This is a genomic window from Vibrio sp. 99-70-13A1 (assembly GCF_013114625.1).
GTDB lineage: Bacteria > Pseudomonadota > Gammaproteobacteria > Enterobacterales > Vibrionaceae > Vibrio.
This window is the reverse complement of the sequence record NZ_VTXD01000004.1, coordinates 89865-111318: the sequence shown is the minus strand read 5'-3', so window position 1 is coordinate 111318 and position 21454 is coordinate 89865. Positions and strand designations below refer to the sequence as shown.

Below are 21454 nucleotides of genomic sequence, written 5' to 3'. Positions count from 1 at the left end.
TGTGATTCCTTTGCGGCAACTGCTTAATGTGCGAATTAATATTTATATTTTTTATGCGTTGTTGTTTTTATATCTTCTATTTTACTTGCCCGTGAACTTGAGGTTTACGGGTCTACGAAACTTATATTGGGAAATAGATAGTGAAAGTTGTATTACCGGGCCAACTCTCTACATCTATCTTTCCTTGGTGTTGGTCTATTAAGTTTTGAGAGATGGATAGCCCTAACCCTGTTCCGCCTTCTCTGCCGCTGACCATCGGATAGAACAAGGTATCTTGCAGCTCTGATGGAATGCCGGGACCGTTATCATTAATTTCGACCCGAGCGGCGAGTTTATAGCGTTTTCCGTGAATATTCGCTTGATGCACCGTTCTGGTGCGAATAGTGATTCTCGCTCGTTCTTGGCTTGATAAAATCTGGGCAGCATTACTAATAATATTTAGCATGGCTTGCTCTACTTGCGCGGGATCCATCAAGAAAGTGGGCAAGCTAGGGTCATAGTCTCGTTCAATCGTGAGAGATGGACCCGCCTCCAGTTCGACTAATTGGCGAACCTTTTCTAATATTTGATGAAGATTTTCTTCTGATTTTTTGCCTGGCTTTTGTGGGCCTAACAGTCGATCCACGAGTACACGCAGGCGATCAGCTTGCTCAATGATTATTTGTGTATATTCATTTAATGATGGGTCTGGCAGCATTTTCCCTAGCAGTTGAGCAGCCCCTCTTAATCCACCCAGAGGGTTCTTTATTTCATGTGCTAGACCGCGAACTAATAATTTGGCGGCTTGCTGCTGAGCATGCTGGTTAAGTTCCTGGCTTAAACGTCTTTGCTGGTCAATTTTCCGCATCTCGACGAGCAGTAGAGTTTCTCTATTCCAAGATATTGGACTTACCGTCACTTCCAGCATGAGAGGGCGGCTATCGACAACGAAGGTCACATCACTATCTGTAATGCTTTGACCGCTTTGTAGAGGCTGGGTAAGTAATGCGAGATCTAATGATGCATGCTGAATGAGTTGGGTGAGAGGGTGATCAACAATACGCTTAGCACTTTGAGAAAAAAGCTGTTCAGCTGCAGGGTTCGCATGGCGAATAAATAATTGCTCATCAAGCATTAAGATAGCCGTGACCATATTGTCGAGAATGGCGTTTGAAAGCTGATGAGTATCTATGCTGTCGCTTTGAGTTGATCGGTTCACTGTCGCATCCTTGAACTGGCTTTATCCCTGCACCAATTTGGTGCGTGATGAATTCAAGTATGGCGCATATCAATCAGAAGCTAAAGTTAATTCATGATAGAGGCTGATTATTGATAGAAAGAAGGGAATATGTGTCCGTTTATTCCCTTTTTTAACCGATTAACCTACTTGATTGTCGCTCTATGTAAAAACACAGTGACAGGACTAGTAGATGCAATAAGCTTGCCGCTTCTATGTGCTTGAATTGATAAGGTATGAGTGCCTCGATCTATATTCTTTAATTGCCATGTCGCTTGGGTCTGTGGAGCACCATATCGACGTCCATCGAGTATTAGTTGCAATTGCTCACCTATCCCCAGCTTACGGTTTAACTCTATCTGTATTGTGAGGTTCCCACGATTACTACGAATGGTTTCATCATGTTGAGGAGAAAGCATAGTTAACATGAGTTCTTGAACTTTTGCTGGCTTATCTTTCTTTTTAACTGTTTTCTGTGGCGTGTCTTTTTTAGGAGGATCGACAGGGGTAGAAGACTCAAATTTTGGTGCAGGGGCTGATGCTTCTAATTTAGGTAGAGTTATTTGCTTAGCACTTTGTATTGGTGAATCACTAAAATGAAGCACACCATTTTCATCTTCCCATGTATAGACAGTTTGTGCATGAGCTAAGGTTGCAACATGTATTGTAGGAATAGCGAAGGCTAGTCCAAGTAATATTAGGATCTGTTTCATTCTTCTCTACCTTCTAGATTCAGCACTTTAGTAGGGTTGTTTACGTATTGGTTTTATATTGTTTTTATTGTTGTGCGGGCAGCTTAGAGTTTTTGCCGATAATGAGCTGTTGCCGACAATATATTACGAGAAGAATCAGGATTTTAAGTATAAAAAAGGCCCGCCTGCGAGGCGAGCCGAATAAATTGTAACTATGTTACATTTTGCATTACTCGACTAAATATCGAGGTTATGCAATACCAGCATCAAATTAAACTGAGTAGTACAGTTCAAATTCAAGTGGGTGTGTCGCCATGTTCACGCGTTGTACATCGTCAGACTTCAATGTGATGTAAGAATCAATGAAATCGTCAGAGAATACGCCGCCAGCTGTTAGGAACTCACGGTCTTCATTAAGAGCTGCTAGAGCTTCTTGTAGAGATTCAGCTACTGTTGGGATTTCAGCTGCTTCTTCTGCTGGAAGGTCGTATAGATCTTTATCCATAGCTTCGCCTGGGTGGATCTTGTTCTTGATACCGTCAAGGCCAGCCATCAGCATTGCTGAGTAGCATAGGTATGGGTTAGCTGCAGGGTCACCAAAACGTAGCTCGATACGACGTGCTTTAGGGCTTGGTACTACTGGGATACGGATAGAAGCAGAACGGTTACGTGCTGAGTAAGCAAGCATTACCGGAGCTTCAAAACCAGGTACAAGACGCTTGTACGAGTTAGTTGATGGGTTAGCAAATGCGTTGATTGCACGAGCGTGTTTGATTACACCACCGATGTAGTAAAGCGCCATTTCAGATAGGCCGCCGTACTTATCACCAGCAAACAGGTTAACGCCGTCTTTTGCTAGAGATTGGTGAACGTGCATACCAGAACCGTTATCACCAACTAGTGGCTTAGGCATGAATGTCGCTGTTTTACCAAATGCGTGAGCAACGTTGTGTACAACGTACTTGTAGATTTGAGTCTCATCAGCTTTTGTTGTTAGCGTGTTGAAGCGCGTTGCGATTTCGTTTTGACCCGCAGTTGCTACTTCGTGGTGGTGAGCTTCAACAACTAGACCCATCTCTTCCATCACTAGACACATTGCAGAACGGATGTCTTGAGAAGAATCTACAGGAGCAACTGGGAAGTAACCGCCTTTAACGCCAGGACGGTGACCTTTGTTACCGCCTTCGATGTCAGAACCTGTGTTCCAAGCTGCTTCTACGTCATCAATCTTGAAGAAAGAACCAGACATATCATTTGAGAACTTAACATCATCAAATAGGAAGAATTCTGGCTCAGGACCCACTAGAACTGTATCTGCGATACCAGTAGAGCGTAGGTATTCTTCAGAACGTTTAGCGATTGAGCGAGGGTCACGGTCGTAGCCTTGCATTGTTGCAGGCTCAAGAATGTCACAACGAATGTTTAGGGTTGCGTCTTCTGTGAATGGGTCAAGAACAGCAGATGATGCGTCAGGCATCATTACCATGTCAGATTCGTTAATGCCTTTCCAACCAGCTACTGAAGAGCCGTCAAACATTTTACCTTCTTCAAAAAAGTCTGCATCAACTTGGTGAGAAGGAATAGAGATATGCTGCTCTTTACCTTTTGTATCGGTAAAACGTAAGTCGATAAATTTAACTTCGTTCTCTTGGATCAGCGATAGTACATTTTCTACTGACATCTTGGATAACCTCCAGTGTTATTAAATCGGTATTAGCTAGATTCGGATGAAACCAGCATTGATTAATGTCTGTCATTTGCATTAATCGATGCTGAATTCACTAAAGCCAAAATCATGCCAAAAAAATTATTCCATTAATTTCAATGTTTTACTTGGTTTGTTGTACGTAATTGGGTTCTCAATGCACCAAAATGGTCTTTATTTGCACTGATATGGTGCAATTTAATGATTTTGCACCAATGTGAACCACAAACCCGATACCATTCAGCAATGAATTGCACTTATTGTCAATCCACTTTTCTTATTTCACGAGACATTCATTTTTAAATGGTGTGATTTCGCTAATAAATGCTCAAAATTATTAGAGGTTAAAACCAGTAAATGGTTGAACTTAAAACAAGGTGAATCAAAAAAGTAAAAAAACGTTTGTATCAGATCACATATTTCTGGGGTTTTGTCTAAAATCTGGTATATTATTGACCGTTTTTTAAATCAAGCTAGTGGCATTTCTTCTATTTTCAGAGGTTATATGCGGCTACTTTTATGAGTGAATCGAGAATCCATGTCTACTCCACAGATTGATAAGTTAAGAAATATCGCGATCATCGCGCACGTTGACCACGGTAAAACGACTTTGGTTGATAAACTGCTACAACAGTCAGGCACTCTTGAGTCTCGTGGTGAAGCTGAAGAGCGTGTCATGGATTCGAATGACATCGAAAAAGAGCGTGGCATTACAATCCTTGCTAAGAACACAGCAATTAACTGGAATGATTACCGCATCAACATCGTAGATACTCCGGGACACGCGGACTTCGGTGGTGAAGTTGAGCGTATCATGTCTATGGTTGACTCTGTTCTACTTATCGTTGACGCAGTTGATGGCCCAATGCCTCAAACTCGTTTCGTAACGCAAAAAGCATTCGCACACGGTCTTAAGCCAATCGTTGTAATCAACAAGATTGACCGCCCAGGCGCTCGTCCTGATTGGGTTATGGATCAAATTTTTGACCTGTTTGATAACCTAGGCGCTACAGATGAGCAACTAGACTTCACTACTGTTTACGCATCAGCTCTTAATGGCTGGGCAACAATGGAAGAAGGTGTTATTGGCGAGAACATGGAACCACTATTCCAAGCGGTTGTTGATACAGTTGAAGCGCCTGCAGTTGACCTTGATGGTTCACTACAAATGCAAGTTTCTCAACTAGATTACAGCTCTTACGTTGGTGTTATCGGTGTATGTCGTGTAACTCGCGGTAGTGTTAAACCAAACCAGCAAGTAACGGTTGTTAATGCTGAAGGTAAAAAGCGTAACGGTAAAGTAGGTACAGTTCTTGGTTACCTAGGTCTTGACCGTCACGAAGTTGAAGTAGCAAACGCTGGTGATATCATTGCAATCACAGGTCTTGGTGAGCTGAAAATTTCAGACACTATCTGTGACGTAAACAATGTTGAAGCTATGGAAGCGTTATCTGTTGATGAACCAACAGTAACAATGACGTTCCAAGTAAACACTTCTCCGTTCGCGGGTAAAGAAGGCAAGTTCGTTACTTCACGTAACATCCTTGAGCGTCTAGAAAAAGAGCTAGTACACAACGTTGCACTACGTGTTGAAGAAACTGACAGTCCAGACCGTTTCCGCGTATCTGGTCGTGGTGAGCTTCACTTATCTATCCTGATCGAAAACATGCGTCGTGAAGGCTTTGAGCTTGCAGTATCTCGTCCAGAAGTAATCATCAAAGAAGAAGATGGTCAGAAGATGGAACCGTTCGAAACGGTTACTATCGATGTACTTGAAGAGCACCAAGGTGCAATCATGGAAAGCATTGGTCTTCGTAAAGGTGAGTTAACAGATATGGCTCCAGATGGTAAAGGCCGTGTTCGCATGGACTTCATGATGCCTTCTCGTGGTCTTATCGGTTTCCAAACAGAATTCCTAACAATGACGTCTGGTTCTGGTCTTATCTACCACTCATACGATCACTACGGTCCATACAAGGGCGGTATCATTGGTCAGCGTAACAACGGTGTTCTAGTTTCGAACGCAACTGGTAAAGCTCTAACTTACGCATTGTTCTTCCTTCAAGCTCGTGGTCGTCTATTTGCTGAGCACGCTGATGAAGTTTATGAAGGTCAAGTTATCGGTATTCATAACCGTTCAAACGACCTGACAGTAAACTGTCTAAAAGGTAAGCAGTTAACGAACGTTCGTGCATCTGGTACTGATGAAGCACAAGTTCTTTCTCCACCGATCAAGCACACTCTAGAGCAAGCTCTTGAGTTTATCGATGAAGATGAGCTAGTTGAAGTAACACCGCTTAACGTACGTATCCGTAAGAAGCTTCTTACTGAAAACGAACGTAAGCGTGCAGCTCGTCCTGCTAAAGCTTAATTAATTTGCTAATGATAGCCGTCAGGTTATCTTAGAATAAGAAACCCCGAGTAGCTTGGCTGCTCGGGGTTTTTGTTTTATTGGCTTGCTTAGTCCTGTGCCTCGCAATTTCTATGCTGCACAATTTCATCTCTAGTTACCATAAAGGAAAACCATGCTACCGATTATCATAACGGGTGGACCAGGCGCTGGAAAAACGACGCTGATTAATGCGCTTTTGAGTGCTGGTTATACTACGTATCCAGAGGTTTCTCGTATTCTCATAGAAGAGCAAAGTCAGTTAGAAAATGGCACTCTTCCATGGGTTGATATGGAAGCGTTCGCAGAGCTGTGCTTTATTGCGATGAAAGAACAAAAGCTTAGATCGAATGATAATGATGTTGTCTTCTTAGATCGTGCAATCCCTGATATTTTTGGGTACTTAAAGCAAGAAAATCTGGCTATTCCTTCGAGGTATACTGAAGAATGCCAAGGCTATCACCCTCAAACTTTTTTCTGCCGACCTGAAGCATCAGTGTATGTTCAAGATGATGTTCGACCTTATCCATTTGATGAAGCGATCGAGATTCACCAAGCTTTAATCGAAGCGTATAAAGAGTCGGGCTTTGAAGTGGTCGATGTGCCATGGGGAAGTTTGACTGAACGAGTTACTTTTGTGGAGCAGTGTCTTCATTTACAAAAGGTGAAATCTTAGGAGTGGGATAACAGCGAGTGGAATTTGTAGCTTGAGGGTAAGGCAGCCCTACGAAGAATTTAGAGCTGCATTTTAAAGTGTTATTAAGTTAAATATTATTTATCTAAATATGGTTGAACTAAATATGGCTGAGCTAAATGTTACGGACCTCAATTTTACTGAGTATTGAGTCGCTCTAAAAACTTATCTGACTCGGTAATCGCGGTATTCATTTGCTTGATCGCATACGCAATGTCTTTCTCTAAACTCATGAAATCACCTTGTAATGAACCTACTGCACTTGCATTAAGGTTATGCTTTAAATACAAAGTATTGTCTCTTAGTGTGTTCAATACCGGGTCCATTTTCTTTTCCGCTCGCTTCATTGCTGAAAGCATGGTCTTGTATGAGGCTTTCGTTTCTCGTAACTTCTGCTCGCTTGAACGGCGAAGTGAACTACTAGTATAGAGCTCTAGTTCAGCTTGCCATTCATCAAACAATGCGTCTGAAACATCTTCTATGGCTGCAATTCGGTCACTGACATTTTGAGCGGCTTTCTCACTGTCTTGGTATTTGTCATTAACCTGGTTATACATGCCTTCTAGCTCACCACCATTAAATTTTGTTAATGCGGTGAGTGCTTCTAAGGCGCTGGTGAATTCTTCTTGAGCATCCTGCTGAGACTCTTTAGCGTCTTCCACCCTATCAACCATGATGTCACGCTTGTGGTAGCCGACTTGCTCCATCGCTGAATAATATGCTGATTGACATCCAGTCAATGTAAAAATAGATAGCATAAAGACGAGTAAATAAGGCATCCTTGATTCCTATTGGTGAGTAGCGAAAGTATTACTTAGAACTATGAACGAGTTACAAAGGAGTTACAAGTTGAAGATTGCAAAGGGAATGGCACTCGTGATGATGTTTTTTCGTTATTTACTCGCACGGATGAAACACGACAGAGTAAATGTGAATGCAGGGTATTTGGCATATATAACCTTGTTGTCGATTGTCCCGATGTTGACAGTTTTGCTGTCCATTTTGTCTTCATTTTCTGTATTCTCTGATGTTGGGGTAGTACTCCAGAGTTTTATTATTAATAACTTTGTACCAGCCGCTGGAGATGCAGTGCATGGCGCATTGTTAGATTTCGTTGCAAATACCGGCAAGATGACGGCAGTTGGTAGTGCTTTCTTGTTTGTTGCAGCATTGATGCTGATATCCAATATAGATAAAAATCTGAATTATATTTGGCGAGTTAGAGATAAAAGGCGTGCTGTTTTATCCTTCTCTATGTATTGGATGGTCCTTACTTTAGGCCCTATTCTTGTGGGTGCGAGTATTGCGGCAACCTCATATATTACGTCTTTAAATGTGATACAGCATGAAGCTGTTTCTGGCTTGTACCATACCTTATTACGCAAATTACCTTTCATCCTGTCTTTCTGTGCATTTGTCGGGTTATACCTGCTGGTCCCAAATAAAAAAGTACACTTCTCCCACGCGCTTATTGGATCTCTTGTCGCAGCAATTCTCTTTGAACTCAGTAAAAAAGGGTTTGCTGCTTATATTACCCAGTTCCCTTCTTATCAATTGATCTATGGTGCCCTTGCTGCCATTCCAATCTTATTTGTTTGGGTGTACCTATGCTGGTTAATTGTTTTGGTTGGTGCAGAAGTGACCGCTGCGCTAGGAGAGCAGGAACAGTGGAGAGAGAATCAAGAAATGGTACACTCTCTTGATAATCCTACCGCTGTAGTAAAAGGGAATCCGAGTGATAGCACTGATCCAAAGAGTGAGTGAAGCCGCCGTTCGTGTTAATGGTGAGGTTGTTGGTGAAATAGACCAAGGTCTATTGGTTTTATTAGGTGTTGAGCGTGATGATGATGAAGCAAAAGCTAAACGTCTAGTAGAGCGTGTGACAACTTACCGCGTCTTTGAGGATGAAGCGGGCAAGATGAACCTTAATGTTCAACAAGTTAATGGTAAGGTATTGGTGGTTTCACAATTTACGTTACCAGCAGATACAAAAAAAGGGACGCGTGCAGGGTTTTCTCGCGGCGCTCACCCTAGTGAAGCTGAACGTCTTTATGACTATTTTTCTGAACAATGCGAATTAGTACTGCCCACAGAGCGCGGTCAATTTGCGGCGGATATGAAAGTGTCACTCGTCAATGATGGACCGGTGACATTCTGGCTACAAGTTTAGGCTTAAAAAGGACAAGCATGTTTAAACTCATTACTCCGACAACTGAAAATCAACTCAACAAGTATTACCACTTTAGGTGGCAAATGCTCCGAGAGCCATGGCGTATGCCAGTTGGATCGGAGCGTGATGAGTATGATCCTATGAGCCACCATCGAATGATAGTCGATGGTCGAGGCAGGCCAATGGCTATTGGACGTTTGTACATTACGTCTGATTCTGAAGGCCAAATCCGCTATATGGCGGTGAAAAATTCGCGTCGTAGTAAAGGCATGGGATCATTAATTCTGGTTGCACTGGAGTCATTAGCACGGCAAGAAGGTGCTAAGCGCTTAGTATGTAACGCTCGTGAAGATGCCATCTCATTTTATGAGAAAAATAGCTTTGAGCGCCGAGGTGAGATTAATGACCAGCGCGGTCCGGTTCGTCACCAGCAAATGGTGAAGCATTTAGACCCAATGGCAGATGTATTGAGAAAGCCTGAATGGTGTAATGAGTTGCAGCAGCGTTGGGAACATCAAATCCCTATCAGCGATAAGATGGGAATCAAAATTAACCAATATACTGGTTATCAATTTGAATGTAGTGCTCAGCTGAACCCTAATTTGAACCCACATAATACAATGTTTGCAGGCTCTGCTTTTACTTTAGCGACATTAACTGGGTGGGGGATGACATGGTTGCTCATGAAAGAGCGCAACCTCACGGGTGATATTGTTTTAGCAGACAGTAATATTCGCTATCGACATCCGGTTGAGCAAAACCCAGTAGCTTCAACATCATTAGACGGTATCAGTGGTGACTTAGATCGATTAGCTTCTGGTCGTAAGGCTCGAATTATCATCCATGTGACTATCTTTAGTGGCGATGTAGCCGCTGTCGATTTCGTGGGAACTTACATGCTTCTTCCTGATTATAAGAAGGTGCTGACGGTTCCAGATAATACTGATGAACCAATAACAGCTTAACGCTGTTCATTTCGCTTTAGGTGTTATTACAGTTAAAAGTGTAAAGACAGCGCAATCTGATTTATCTGCAGTGCATGCACATCGTTCACCCTACAGCGCTACTCTGGTTGAGTAGCGTTTAGTTGGGTAGCGCTTAGTTGAGTAGAATGTGGTTGATCAGCGTTTTTTGATTGCTGGCAATGCTTATCTTGTGAGAATTTAATATCGTTTGGTTTACCACTATAACGAGCACATTCGTTGCTTAACGACATGAATAATGTACTTTCTTGTACCTGTGACAAATCAAGTTTCCCTCTTATATCTCCATTCCAATTTTTCCCTGATATCTCTGCGGGAGATAGCTCTAATCGTCCTCTATCTACGTTTATTGCTAACTCTGGAATTTCAAAATTCGCATTTTCGATTCGAGGTTGATCGATTTGAGGTTGAGTGGCAGGAAAAACCAATTCTCCGTTTCTAATGCTACCGGTTATCTGACCGTCGAGAGTGTGGTTAAACATCAACAGATCACCGCCTAAACCGCTGGCTTGCAGTTCAAACTCACTCAGTCCTGTGACTTCAAAAGGCAGAGCTAACAAGTTGGTGAATGGTGTGATGGGTAGCCCATCGGCGGTGAGGGATAGCGTCCAAGGTTGACTAGGTTTTGAAAAATCAAACGTTGAATGTGCATCCATATATCCCCGTTCAAGTGGAGCAAAGAAGCGAGTTAATTGCCATACACCTTGATTACTGTTCATTTCGAGCAAAGGATGTGAACTCACAATACTTTGGTAACTGGCATTATTAGCACTGGCTCTAAGTTGCCCCTGCCATAGCCCCAGCTTGCGATTCTTTATTATTGTTAATTGCTGACCTTCAACATTAAAGCCGGAAACTTGCCAATAGGGATGCTGGGCAAGTTGGATAAATTGACTACGCTCTATGTTGAGTTCGTTTATGGATAAATCTTTGAGGTCACTTAACCACTCAGAGTTAATGAATGAAGGTAAAACTTGATTTTGAGCTTCCTCTTTAAACCATTTAACCCCCTGAATTGAGAGTTGATTAAGGCGCATCGAGTCTGGTGTGATTGCCCCGCTGAGCTGAATGCTGCCTTGCAACCATTGAGTAAATAAGTCATCAAGGATGATATGACCTGGCATTAAACTTAGCTTCACACTCGGTTCCACCCAAATATGCTGACCTAAAGTTAGGCTATTCGCTTGAATGGAAATACTACCTTTATTTTGTTGCCATTGTTTAAATGGAAGTTGGATATTTTCTAGTGAGATATCAAACCCAGCAAAGTGCCCATCTTGCCATTTAACATCACTTCGTAATATATCGACGCTATTGAGGTGATTGATCTTAAAAGCACTTAGGCTCCAATCCTTCGTAATAATATTTTTGGCTTGTTGTTCATTGAGCCTTAACCCATCAATGGTGACATTGATTAATGACCAAGCTTGGTCAAACTGCTCAGCTTGCCCTGAAATTTGTGCATCTCGCCATGAAAAGGAAATACCATAAGCAGTGCTGTCTTTCGGTTTATAGTCGACATCAATTAATAAATTGTCTATGGCTTCATCTTGCCAATAAATTTGTTCAGCACTTAGCTGCAGCTTTCCATAGGGAAAGACTTGTTGTTCACTTTCCCAAGTGGGGTCAGTAATTTGTAGGTTGAGGCTTCGGGCACTGAAGGTCTCATTTGGTGATGCACCTTCGTGGGCAAAGTCGAGGTTATTGAATGCTAATTGATGAAGAAGAATATTGTGCTTGTTAAGCAAAGCCGAAGCGGATAGTAGTGATGGTTTAGCTTGCTGAAGATTAAGACCGTCGATAAGTATGCTATCGAGAACCCAACTTCTGGCTTTAAACGTATCGGAGCTTAACCACAGCGTGATTTGGTCAATATATAAGGGCTTATCTTGCCCTAGTTGAACACCTGAGAGTGAGAGCTGATAAGGAGCGTTGTAGGCGATGTCTTCAATCGTGATGGGGTAGGTTGTCGCTCGTTTAAGAATAGAATTGGCGATATCTACACGATAAGAGCTTTGCAGGCTCAATAGCAACGCGGCAACGGTTGCTATCATGATTGATAACACAATACCAAAAGCCATCAGTGCTTTTTTCATTCCTTGAATACCTTAAAGTCTCATTAAGCCTTGAAGTAGAGTGGAGCAAAAAAAGTGTTACAGCAACAAAAAAGCCCCTCAAAAGAGGGGCTTGCTACAAAAATATCACTTTTAACACAAGCCTTAAGCCAGTTTAGCTATTCGCTTAGTCTAACTGAGGGCCAGCGGCAACCAGTGCTTTACCATCGTCGTTGTCAGTGTACTTATCAAAGTTGTTGATGAAGCGCTCTGCTAGATCTTTCGCTTTGCTTTCCCATTGTAGTGGGTCAGTGTAAGTATCACGAGGGTCAAGAATGGTAGGGTCAACATCATGCAAAGAAAGTGGGATCTCTAGGTTAAACATAGGGATAACTTTCGTTTCTGCATTATCAATCGAACCATCAAGAATCGCATCAATAATACCGCGTGTATCTTGAATTGAAATACGCTTACCTGAACCGTTCCAACCAGTATTTACTAGGTAAGCTTCAGCGCCAGCCGCTTCCATACGCTTCACTAACACTTCAGCGTACTGAGTTGGGTGAAGAGTTAAGAATGCCGCACCAAATGCCGCAGAGAACGTAGGTGTTGGTTCAGTAATACCGCGCTCTGTACCTGCCAGTTTCGCTGTAAAGCCAGATAGGAAGTGGTACTTCGTTTGCTCTGGTGTCAGTTTAGACACAGGTGGTAGAACACCAAACGCATCGGCAGTTAAGAAGATAACTTTCTGCGCATGGCCCGCTTTTGATACAGGTTTAACGATGTTATCAATATGATGAATTGGGTAAGAAACACGAGTGTTTTCTGTTTTAGAACCATCATCAAAGTTGATAGAACCATCGCCACGAACGGTGACGTTTTCTAGTAGAGCATCACGACGAATCGCGTTGTAAATTTCAGGTTCTGCTTCTTTAGATAAACGGATGGTTTTAGCGTAGCAACCGCCTTCAAAGTTGAAGATACCGTCATCATCCCAGCCGTGCTCATCATCACCAATAAGTTGACGTTTAGGATCGGTAGATAGCGTTGTTTTACCTGTACCAGAAAGACCGAAGAATACCGCAACATCGCCTTCTTCGCCGACGTTAGCACTACAGTGCATTGATGCAATACCTTGCAGAGGTAGCAAGTAATTCATCATTGCAAACATGCCTTTCTTCATTTCACCGCCATACCAAGTACCGCCGATAACTTGTACGCGCTCAGTTAGGTTGAATGCGACGAAGTTTTCTGAATTAAGACCTTGTTTTTCCCAGTTAGGATTGGTTGTTTTAGCACCATTCATTACCACGAAGTCTGGTTCAAACGTTGCTAATTCTTCTTCTGATGGGCGGATGAACATGTTTTTAACGAAGTGAGCTTGCCATGCCACTTCAGTAATAATTCGAACACTTAGGCGAGTGTCTGGGTTTGCACCACAATAACCGTCAATTACAAATAGGCGTTTACCAGATAGCTGAGTCGTGACTAATTCTTTTAGTTCGCTCCATACTTCAGTAGTAATTGCTTTATTGTCATTTTTGCCTTGATCTGACCACCACATGGTATCGCGTGTTGTGTCATCTTTTACAATGTATTTATCTTTCGGTGAGCGGCCAGTAAAGATACCAGTGTCAACAGCAACAGAACCAAGTTCTGTGACTACACCTTTTTCGTAGCCTTCTAAACCTGGAAGTGTTTCTTCAACGAATAACTGCTCGTAGCTTGGGTTGCGAAGAACCTCAGTAACGCCAGTAAGTCCGTGCTTAGTTAGATCAATTTGTGCAGCCTTTGTATGTTCCATAACAGTCATAGGTGCTCCTTGTAGGATATTTTGTAGGGATTTTTTATTAATTTTTTATTGTTATCTGCTCACCATGCTAGCAACGAGACCGGGGGAAAACAGGGATATAGCTCAAAAAATATCCATATCAACCATGGGGTTTTAAGTGTCTCGTCACATATTGGCATAGCTAGTCTATCCTGCACGCAAACCTTTGCGCCAGAGCAAATTGATTTATTAATTGACTAAAATTAAGCAGTGCTTTTCTTACGTTAAAGTCCCGTTTTTACTAGTCTTAGATCACAAAAAGGCCTGCATAGTGCAGGCCTTTTTTTGGGTAAATTACGTCTTTACTGTACGGATGAAATTAATGAACCGTATTATCGCCTTTATCTGCCGATTGAGCATATAAAGCGTCAACATCAGTTTTGTCGAACGCGTAGTTTGTGCCACAGTAATCACAGTGAAGTGCAACACTGCCTTCAGTACTTATGATGTCGTAAATCTCTTCTTGAGCAACGGTGATGATCGCAGCACCACTTCGTTCACGAGAACATCCGCAGAAGAATTCAACTTGCTGTGGTGTAAACACCTGAACTTTTTCTTGGTTGTATAAACGGTAAAGCAGATCATTTGCTTCTAAAGAGAATAGCTCTTCATTTTTCACCGTATCGGTTAATTGCTCTAAATGCTCAAAGTCATCTGGAGAACCAGTCCCATCAGGCATGATCTGTAAAAGCATACCAGCAGCGTGAGCTTTACCTTCATGCTCGCCAGTACGAAGCCATAGACGCGTCTTTAGCTGCTCAGAGTTAGCAAAGTACCCTTCAAGCACTTCAGCTAATGTGTTGCCTTCAAGACCGACGATACCTTGGTAGCGTTCGCCTTTCTTCGGATCGATAGTGATCACTAAGTGACCTTTACCCATCAAGTCGTGAAGACCAGCATCGTCTGCGATTTCACCTTCAAAACGAGCAACACCGCGTATTTTTTGATCATTGTCGCCATTGATCACAGCAAGAGTAACAGGACCGTCACCTTGCAGTTGCATAGTAATAGAGCCTTCAAACTTTAATGTTGCAGTAAGAAGAGTCGTTGAAACTAATAGCTCACCAAGTAGTTTTTGAACCGCTACAGGGTATTCCTTGCTAGAAATGATATTTTGGTATGCTTCATCCAGTTGCACCAATTCACCGCGTACAGATAGGTCTTCAAATAGGTAGCGATTTAAAACGTTATTTGCCATGTGGCTATTCCTTCCAGCTTATTGACTCTTGAATTTGATAATGTCGCGACGCTGCTTTTTGTCAGGTCGGCGCTCAGGGCTTGGGTTTTGTGCGTGTAACCTTCGTTGCTCAGCGAATGTTTCACGTTTTGCTACGCTTTCTTGCGTTTCGGCGTAGAGAGTTTGAGCTTCAGGCGCTCCACGTCGTTGATCGGAAATCTTCTCGATCGTAACGGTTTTCTCTTCATTACCCTGACGCAGTAAAATCACCGCCCCAAGTTCGACAATTTTGCTTGGTTTGCTGCGTTGACCATTATAGTGGACTTTACCACCATCGACCATATTACGAGCAATTGAGCGAGTTTTATAAAAGCGAGCTGCCCATAACCATTTATCTAGCCTGACAGCTTCATTAGGAGTTTTCATACGGCGCTGCGCCTCATCATATTGAAATATTGTGGATATAAATTATTCAGTATTATTGTGTGTAAAATCACGATAAGCGACTGAGCATTCATTTCGTAGAAGCTAAAGTGGTGTCGCGACCTATTTTTTTCAAGGTTCATTGCAAAATAGCTGCTGAGTCACTTGCGGAATTGGGGTTTGTGGTATAGTCGAAAAACCTATGACTATATGATGTTGTAATCATTGTGACTTATATATTGTCACTCAGGTTAGTCAGTTGAGAGCGACAACATTGTGGCCCTTAGAGTTATTGAAAGGATTGTAGACGAGTGAAGTTATTAGAACTCGGTAGTGGGCTTGATAGGTTTCCTGCATTAAACCGGTTATTACAGAATGGAACAGTATTCCAACAGAAGATCAGTGTATTAACTTGCTGCATATTACTTGGTATCACAGCTTGGATCTTAGGTCAGTTAGTATGGTTTATCCAGCCATCTGAGCAATCTGTCACACCTTGGAAAGCCAGTATTTCCTCATCAAACCGTCAACAAGCATCTTTAGATATTTCAGCTTTACAGAAAGGCAACATTTTTGGTGCCTACAACCAAGCGGTTGCGCCTGTTGTTGAACAACCAATAGTGACCGATGCGCCTAAAACACGCCTTAATTTAGTGTTAGTTGGTGCGGTGTCGAGCTCGAATCCAAAGCTTAGTCTTGCGGTTATTGCCAACCGTGGCAAACAAGCGACTTACGGGATCAATGAAGAAATTGAAGGGACGAGGGCGAAACTCAAAGCCGTACTTATCGACCGTGTCATTATTGATAACTCAGGTCGTGATGAAACATTAATGTTAGATGGGCGTGAATATAAGAAGCTTTCAACTGCGTCACAAGTGAAAGCAAAACCGACCCCTTCTAACCGTGGAAACAACCCCAGTTCAGTTGATAAATTGTCGGAAATTAAAGCGATCATCGCTAAAGACCCACAACAGCTATTTCAGTACGTCCGTTTATCGCAGGTTAAGCGAGATGGAAATGTACTGGGCTATCGTGTAAGCCCAGGTAAAGCGCCGGAACTATTTAAGTCTGTTGGGCTCGAATCGGGAGATATTGCAACTCAGTTGAATGGTAATGACCTCACAGATCCTGCCGCGATGGGTAAGGTGTTTCGAACATTACAAGAACAATCAGAGCTCAGCATTACTGTTGAAAGAGACGGTCAGCAACATGATATATTTATTGAATTTTAAGACTTTTTGCCAGAATTTGGGCGAAAATGCAGGAGAAAAACGTGAAACATTGGTTTAAGAAAAGTGCATGGTTACTAGCAGGAAGCTTGGTTTGTTTACCAACCGCTATCGCCAATGATTTTAGTGCCAGCTTCAAAGGCACAGATATCCAAGAGTTTATTAATATTGTTGGACGTAACCTAGAAAAAACGATAATCGTTGACCCTTCGGTACGAGGCAAGATTGATGTACGTAGTTATGACGTACTCGATGAAGAACAATATTACAGCTTCTTCCTCAACGTTTTAGAAGTGTATGGTTACGCTGTCGTTGAAATGGAGTCTGGCGTACTTAAGATCATTAAAGCAAAAGACTCTAAAACCTCAGCCATTCCTGTGGTTGGTGATCGTGATTCTATCCAAGGCGATAGCGTAATTACACGTGTTGTTGCGGTTCGTAATGTATCGGTTCGTGAATTGTCACCGCTATTACGTCAGCTAAATGATAATGCTGGCGCGGGTAACGTTGTTCACTATGATCCAGCTAATATCATTTTGATTACTGGCCGCGCCGCGGTTGTGAACCGTCTTGCGGAAATCATTAAACGTGTTGACCAAGCGGGTGATAAAGAAATTGAAGTTGTTGATCTGAAAAACGCATCGGCTGCTGAAATGGTAAGAATCGTCGATGCTTTAAATAAGACAACAGATGCAAAAAGCACTCCTGCATTCCTACAGCCAAAATTAGTCGCTGATGATCGTACTAACTCTATTTTGATTTCAGGTGACCCTAAAGTTCGAAGCCGTCTAAGAAAATTGATTGAACAGCTTGATGTCGAAATGGCGACAAAAGGTAACAACCAAGTTGTGTACCTGAAATATGCGAAAGCAGAAGATTTAGTTGATGTGCTTAAAGGCGTGTCAGATAACCTGCAATCTGAAAAGCAATCATCAAGTAAGAGCAAAAATGCAAACCGTAACCAAGTGATGATCGCGGCTCACGTAGAAACGAACTCATTGGTGATTACCGCTCAACCTGACATCATGAATGCTCTACAAGACGTGATCGCGCAGCTTGATATTCGTCGAGCTCAAGTATTGATTGAAGCCTTAATTGTAGAAATGGCAGAAGGTGATGGCGTTAACCTAGGTGTTCAGTGGGGTAACCTAGAAACGGGTGCCATGATCCAATATGGAAACACGGGAGCTTCAATTGGTAGTGTAATGATCGGTTTGGAAGAAGCGAAAGATACTACGACTACTGAAAGTTATTGGAACTCAACAGACAATAAGTGGGAAAGCCGTGAATCAACAGAAGAAGGCGATTACTCAACTTTAGCATCTGCACTTTCTGGCGTGAATGGCGCTGCGGTAAGCTTAGCGATGGGCGACTGGACAGCATTAATCAGTGCAGTAGCGACAGACTCAAACTCGAACATTCTGTCTTCTCCAAGTATTACCGTAATGGATAATGGCGAAGCCTCTTTCATCGTTGGTGAAGAAGTACCTGTATTAACGGGTTCTACAGCAGGTTCAAGTAACGACAACCCATTCCAAACGGTTGATCGTAAAGAAGTGGGTATCAAACTAAAAGTGGTTCCACAGATTAACGAAGGTGATTCTGTTCAACTGAATATCGAACAAGAAGTGTCTAACGTTTTAGGTGCAAATGGCGCGGTGGATGTACGTTTTGCTAAACGCCAACTGAACACGTCAGTGATTGTACAAGATGGACAAATGTTAGTACTTGGCGGCTTGATTGATGAACGTGCGCTTGAAAGTGAGTCAAAAGTGCCGCTACTGGGCGATATTCCAGTAATCGGTCACCTATTTAAATCAACCAGCACTCAGGTTGAGAAGAAGAATCTAATGGTCTTCATTAAGCCAACGATTATCCGTGATGGTATGACTGCAGACGGTATTACTCAGCGTAAATACAACTACATTCGTGCTGAGCAACTGTTCAAACAAGAGCAAGGTTTGAAGCTAATGGATAATGATAATATCCCGGTGCTGCCTAAGTTTGGTGATGACATCAGACACCCTGCTGAGATCCAAGCCTTTATCGATCAAATTCAAATGGAAGCGAAATAATGGCAGAAATGGTCGATATGGCGCGAGCTTATCAACGTTTACCGTTTAGCTTCGCAAACCGTTATAAAATGGTGCTGGAATATCAGCACCCTGAACGCCCACCAAGTCTTTACTTTGTTGAGCCTCTTAATGCTTCTGCAATTTTAGAAGTTCGTAGAGTGGTGAAAGGTGGCTTCACACCAGTGGCTATCTCAGCCAGTGACTTTGATACTAAGCTTACGCAAGCGTATCAGCGAGATTCTTCAGAAGCTCGCCAGTTAATGGAAGATATAGGCGCAGATAGCGATGATTTCTTTTCTTTAGCGGAAGAACTGCCACAAGATGAAGACTTACTAGAATCTGAAGATGACGCTCCAATCATCAAGCTCATTAACGCGATGCTTGGTGAGGCAATCAAAGAAGGTGCGTCTGATATCCATATCGAAACCTTCGAAAAATCTTTGTGTATTCGTTTCCGTGTCGATGGTGTTTTACGTGATGTATTAGCACCAAGTCGTAAGCTCGCACCTTTGTTAGTTTCTCGTGTGAAAGTCATGTCTAAAATGGACATTGCGGAAAAACGCGTGCCACAGGATGGTCGTATTTCTCTGCGTATTGGTGGGCGAGCGGTAGACGTTCGTGTATCTACCATGCCATCTTCGCATGGTGAGCGCGTGGTAATGCGTTTGCTTGATAAAAATGCTACGCGTCTGGATCTCCACAGCCTTGGTATGACTGGTGAGAATCACGAAAATTTCCGTAAGCTGATCCAGCGTCCACACGGTATTATTTTGGTTACTGGTCCTACGGGTTCAGGTAAATCGACCACACTCTATGCTGGCTTGCAAGAGCTAAACAGTAATGAGCGAAACATCCTAACCGTTGAAGACCCGATTGAATTCGATATTGATGGCATTGGTCAAACGCAGGTTAACCCTAAAGTTGATATGACCTTTGCACGCGGCTTACGTGCGATTTTACGTCAAGACCCTGATGTCGTGATGATTGGTGAAATTCGTGATTTAGAAACCGCTGAAATTGCGGTTCAAGCGTCTTTAACCGGTCACTTAGTGATGTCTACGCTGCATACCAATACAGCAGTAGGTGCGATCACTCGTCTACGAGATATGGGTATTGAACCGTTCTTAATCTCTTCATCTTTACTTGGTGTTCTTGCTCAGCGATTAGTTCGTACCTTGTGTAAGGATTGCAAAGAGCCGTATGAAGCTGACAAAGAACAAAAGAAAATCTTTGGCTTGAAAAAGAAAGATGAACTAACCCTTTATCAAGCGAAAGGTTGTGAACACTGTAATCAGAAAGGTTATCGCGGACGTACCGGCATTCATGAATTATTGATGATTGATGATTCAGTGCAAGAGCTTATCCACAGTGAATCGGGTGAGCAAGCGATTGAAAAAGCAATTCGTAGTACCACTCCAAGTATTCGTGATGATGGCTTGTTGAAAGTAAGACAAGGCATTACCTCTCTTGAAGAAGTGATGCGAGTGACCAAGGAAGTATAGATGGCGGCGTTTGAATACAAAGCCTTAGACTCGAAAGGCAAACATAAAAAAGGTTCGATTGAAGCTGATAATGCTCGCCAAGCTCGCCAACGTCTAAAAGAGCAGGGTTTGATTCCTGTTGATATGGTAGAGGCGAAAGCGAAATCGACCAAGTCGAGTGGTCAATCATCGGGTTTTAAGCGTGGTATCAGTACGCCAGATCTGGCTCTGATCACTCGTCAGATATCGACGCTCGTTCAATCAGGCATGCCACTTGAAGAATGTCTAAAAGCGGTTGCTGAGCAATCAGAAAAACCTCGTATTCGTACTATGTTATTAGCGGTTCGCTCAAAAGTAACAGAGGGTTACACACTGGCAGATAGCCTTGCCGACTATCCTCATATTTTTGATGAGCTGTTCCGTGCAATGGTAGCGGCTGGTGAAAAATCAGGGCATTTAGATGCGGTACTAGAAAGATTGGCTGACTATGCAGAGAATCGTCAAAAGATGCGTTCAAAGCTTATGCAAGCCATGATTTATCCGGTTGTGCTGGTGGTTTTTGCTGTCTCGATCGTGTCATTCCTTCTTGCGACTGTTGTACCTAAAATTGTCGAACCCATTATTCAGATGGGACAAGAGCTACCTCAATCCACACAATTTTTACTCGCATCGAGTGAATTTATTCAGAATTGGGGCATCCAACTGTTAGTCCTAACTGTTGGTGCCTTTATGCTGTTAAAAACAGTGTTAAAGAAGCCAGCAGTCAGAATGAGCTGGGATAGGAAGTTATTGGTTTTACCTTTGATTGGTAAAATTGCAAAAGGCATCAATACGGCGCGTTTTGCTCGTACGCTTTCCATTTGTACTTCAAGTGCCATCCCGATTCTTGAAGGGATGAAAGTGGCGGTTGATGTCATGTCTAACCATCATGTGAAGCAACAAGTTTTACTGGCTTCAGACAGTGTGCGAGAAGGCGCAAGTTTACGAAAAGCACTGGATCAAACCAAACTGTTCCCACCGATGATGCTGCATATGATTGCCAGTGGTGAGCAAAGTGGCCAGTTAGAGTCGATGCTGACTCGTGCTGCTGATAACCAAGATCAAAGTTTTGAATCAACGGTAAATATAGCCTTAGGCATTTTTACCCCAGCCTTAATTGCTTTGATGGCTGGTTTGGTTTTGTTTATTGTGATGGCAACACTTATGCCTATGCTGGAAATGAATAACTTGATGAGTGGCTAATAGCTATTAGCTAATCTTAATGGTTAATGGTTAACAACTAATAGCACTTGTCGAACAATTTGGAACTGAGGAGTAGAGGTCATTTTGATCTAA

The 21454-nt window shown here is 42.6% G+C and carries 17 protein-coding genes; 9 read left to right on the top strand and 8 right to left on the bottom strand.

All coding sequences use genetic code 11. From position 1 onward, the window contains the following. Positions 1 to 121: 121 nt before the first annotated feature. The 3 genes from glnL to glnA all read right to left on the bottom strand — a co-directional run bounded on the left by glnL (position 122) and on the right by glnA (position 3589). A complete protein-coding gene (gene glnL, locus F0226_RS05195) occupies positions 122 to 1198 on the bottom strand; it encodes a nitrogen regulation protein NR(II) (protein WP_345776506.1) in 1077 nt (358 codons plus the stop codon). A gap of 164 nt (positions 1199 to 1362) precedes the next feature. Beyond that, entirely contained in the window at positions 1363 to 1929 is a 567-nt protein-coding gene (locus F0226_RS05190; RefSeq protein ID WP_171734657.1) for a DUF4124 domain-containing protein, read from the bottom strand. Between the two features lie 250 nt (positions 1930 to 2179). Beyond that, positions 2180 to 3589 (bottom strand): glutamate--ammonia ligase, encoded by a 1410-nt coding sequence (gene glnA / locus F0226_RS05185; protein ID WP_171734656.1) that lies wholly within the window; start codon positions 3587 to 3589, stop codon positions 2180 to 2182. A 562-nt stretch (positions 3590 to 4151) separates the two neighbouring features. Between glnA and typA the strand changes: the two genes are divergently transcribed. Beyond that, positions 4152 to 5984, top strand: a complete 1833-nt coding sequence (gene typA / locus F0226_RS05180) for a translational GTPase TypA (protein WP_171734655.1) — start codon at positions 4152 to 4154, stop codon at positions 5982 to 5984. Between the two features lie 154 nt (positions 5985 to 6138). Further along, positions 6139 to 6678: an AAA family ATPase gene (locus tag F0226_RS05175; protein ID WP_171734654.1), complete on the top strand. Its 540-nt coding sequence runs from the start codon at positions 6139 to 6141 to the stop codon at positions 6676 to 6678. Between the two features lie 155 nt (positions 6679 to 6833). Here F0226_RS05175 and F0226_RS05170 read toward each other — a convergent pair whose 3' ends face one another. Beyond that, a complete protein-coding gene (locus F0226_RS05170) occupies positions 6834 to 7475 on the bottom strand; it encodes a DUF2959 domain-containing protein (protein WP_171734653.1) in 642 nt (213 codons plus the stop codon). Between the two features lie 43 nt (positions 7476 to 7518). On the opposite strand from F0226_RS05170, the gene F0226_RS05165 reads away from it, so the two are divergent. Genes F0226_RS05165 through F0226_RS05155 form a run of 3 tightly spaced genes read left to right on the top strand, consistent with a single transcriptional unit; the run spans position 7519 to position 9831 of the window. Then, a complete protein-coding gene (locus F0226_RS05165; protein WP_171734652.1) occupies positions 7519 to 8460 on the top strand; it encodes a virulence factor BrkB family protein in 942 nt (313 codons plus the stop codon). After that, the gene (dtd, locus tag F0226_RS05160; protein ID WP_137373948.1) at positions 8432 to 8866 is read left to right on the top strand and encodes a D-aminoacyl-tRNA deacylase; all 435 of its coding nucleotides are present in this window, start codon (positions 8432 to 8434) and stop codon (positions 8864 to 8866) included. The genes F0226_RS05165 and dtd overlap by 29 nt, the downstream gene beginning before the upstream one ends. A gap of 17 nt (positions 8867 to 8883) precedes the next feature. Beyond that, complete coding sequence (locus tag F0226_RS05155) at positions 8884 to 9831, top strand: bifunctional GNAT family N-acetyltransferase/hotdog fold thioesterase (RefSeq protein ID WP_171734651.1); 948 nt, start codon at positions 8884 to 8886, stop codon at positions 9829 to 9831. 98 nt (positions 9832 to 9929) lie between these two features. On the opposite strand, the gene F0226_RS05150 is transcribed toward F0226_RS05155, so the two are convergent. The 4 genes from F0226_RS05150 to hslR all read right to left on the bottom strand — a co-directional run bounded on the left by F0226_RS05150 (position 9930) and on the right by hslR (position 15337). Further along, a complete protein-coding gene (locus tag F0226_RS05150) occupies positions 9930 to 11945 on the bottom strand; it encodes an AsmA family protein (protein ID WP_253820768.1) in 2016 nt (671 codons plus the stop codon). Between the two features lie 145 nt (positions 11946 to 12090). Next, a complete protein-coding gene (pckA, locus tag F0226_RS05145; protein WP_171734650.1) occupies positions 12091 to 13716 on the bottom strand; it encodes a phosphoenolpyruvate carboxykinase (ATP) in 1626 nt (541 codons plus the stop codon). Positions 13717 to 14053: 337 nt separating this feature from the next. Continuing rightward, entirely contained in the window at positions 14054 to 14932 is an 879-nt protein-coding gene (hslO, locus tag F0226_RS05140; RefSeq protein WP_171734649.1) for an Hsp33 family molecular chaperone HslO, read from the bottom strand. A gap of 18 nt (positions 14933 to 14950) precedes the next feature. After that, the gene (gene hslR / locus F0226_RS05135; protein WP_137373953.1) at positions 14951 to 15337 is read right to left on the bottom strand and encodes a ribosome-associated heat shock protein Hsp15; all 387 of its coding nucleotides are present in this window, start codon (positions 15335 to 15337) and stop codon (positions 14951 to 14953) included. A gap of 308 nt (positions 15338 to 15645) precedes the next feature. On the opposite strand from hslR, the gene gspC reads away from it, so the two are divergent. The 4 genes from gspC to gspF are packed head-to-tail and all read left to right on the top strand — an operon-like array spanning position 15646 to position 21361. Further along, a complete protein-coding gene (gene gspC / locus F0226_RS05130) occupies positions 15646 to 16566 on the top strand; it encodes a type II secretion system protein GspC (protein WP_171734648.1) in 921 nt (306 codons plus the stop codon). Positions 16567 to 16607: 41 nt separating this feature from the next. Beyond that, complete coding sequence (gene gspD / locus F0226_RS05125) at positions 16608 to 18638, top strand: type II secretion system secretin GspD (protein WP_171734647.1); 2031 nt, start codon at positions 16608 to 16610, stop codon at positions 18636 to 18638. Next, on the top strand, positions 18638 to 20140 hold the full coding sequence (gene gspE, locus F0226_RS05120) for a type II secretion system ATPase GspE (protein WP_171734646.1): 1503 nt from the start codon (positions 18638 to 18640) through the stop codon (positions 20138 to 20140). The genes gspD and gspE overlap by 1 nt, the downstream gene beginning before the upstream one ends. Continuing rightward, positions 20141 to 21361 carry a type II secretion system inner membrane protein GspF gene (gene gspF, locus F0226_RS05115; protein WP_171734645.1) on the top strand — a complete coding sequence of 407 codons (1221 nt, stop codon included), beginning with the start codon at positions 20141 to 20143 and terminating at the stop codon, positions 21359 to 21361. Positions 21362 to 21454 lie beyond the last annotated feature (93 nt).

Coding starts and splice junctions, on each gene's coding strand:
- F0226_RS05190 (WP_171734657.1), bottom strand. CDS start 1,929: ATGAAACAGATCCTAATATTACTTGGACTAGCCTTCGCTATTCCTACA.
- glnA (WP_171734656.1), bottom strand. CDS start 3,589: ATGTCAGTAGAAAATGTACTATCGCTGATCCAAGAGAACGAAGTTAAA.
- typA (WP_171734655.1), top strand. CDS start 4,152: ATGTCTACTCCACAGATTGATAAGTTAAGAAATATCGCGATCATCGCG.
- F0226_RS05175 (WP_171734654.1), top strand. CDS start 6,139: ATGCTACCGATTATCATAACGGGTGGACCAGGCGCTGGAAAAACGACG.
- F0226_RS05170 (WP_171734653.1), bottom strand. CDS start 7,475: ATGCCTTATTTACTCGTCTTTATGCTATCTATTTTTACATTGACTGGA.
- F0226_RS05165 (WP_171734652.1), top strand. CDS start 7,519: ATGAACGAGTTACAAAGGAGTTACAAGTTGAAGATTGCAAAGGGAATG.
- F0226_RS05155 (WP_171734651.1), top strand. CDS start 8,884: ATGTTTAAACTCATTACTCCGACAACTGAAAATCAACTCAACAAGTAT.
- F0226_RS05150 (WP_253820768.1), bottom strand. CDS start 11,945: ATGAAAAAAGCACTGATGGCTTTTGGTATTGTGTTATCAATCATGATA.
- pckA (WP_171734650.1), bottom strand. CDS start 13,716: ATGACTGTTATGGAACATACAAAGGCTGCACAAATTGATCTAACTAAG.
- hslO (WP_171734649.1), bottom strand. CDS start 14,932: ATGGCAAATAACGTTTTAAATCGCTACCTATTTGAAGACCTATCTGTA.
- hslR (WP_137373953.1), bottom strand. CDS start 15,337: ATGAAAACTCCTAATGAAGCTGTCAGGCTAGATAAATGGTTATGGGCA.
- gspE (WP_171734646.1), top strand. CDS start 18,638: ATGGCAGAAATGGTCGATATGGCGCGAGCTTATCAACGTTTACCGTTT.
- gspF (WP_171734645.1), top strand. CDS start 20,141: ATGGCGGCGTTTGAATACAAAGCCTTAGACTCGAAAGGCAAACATAAA.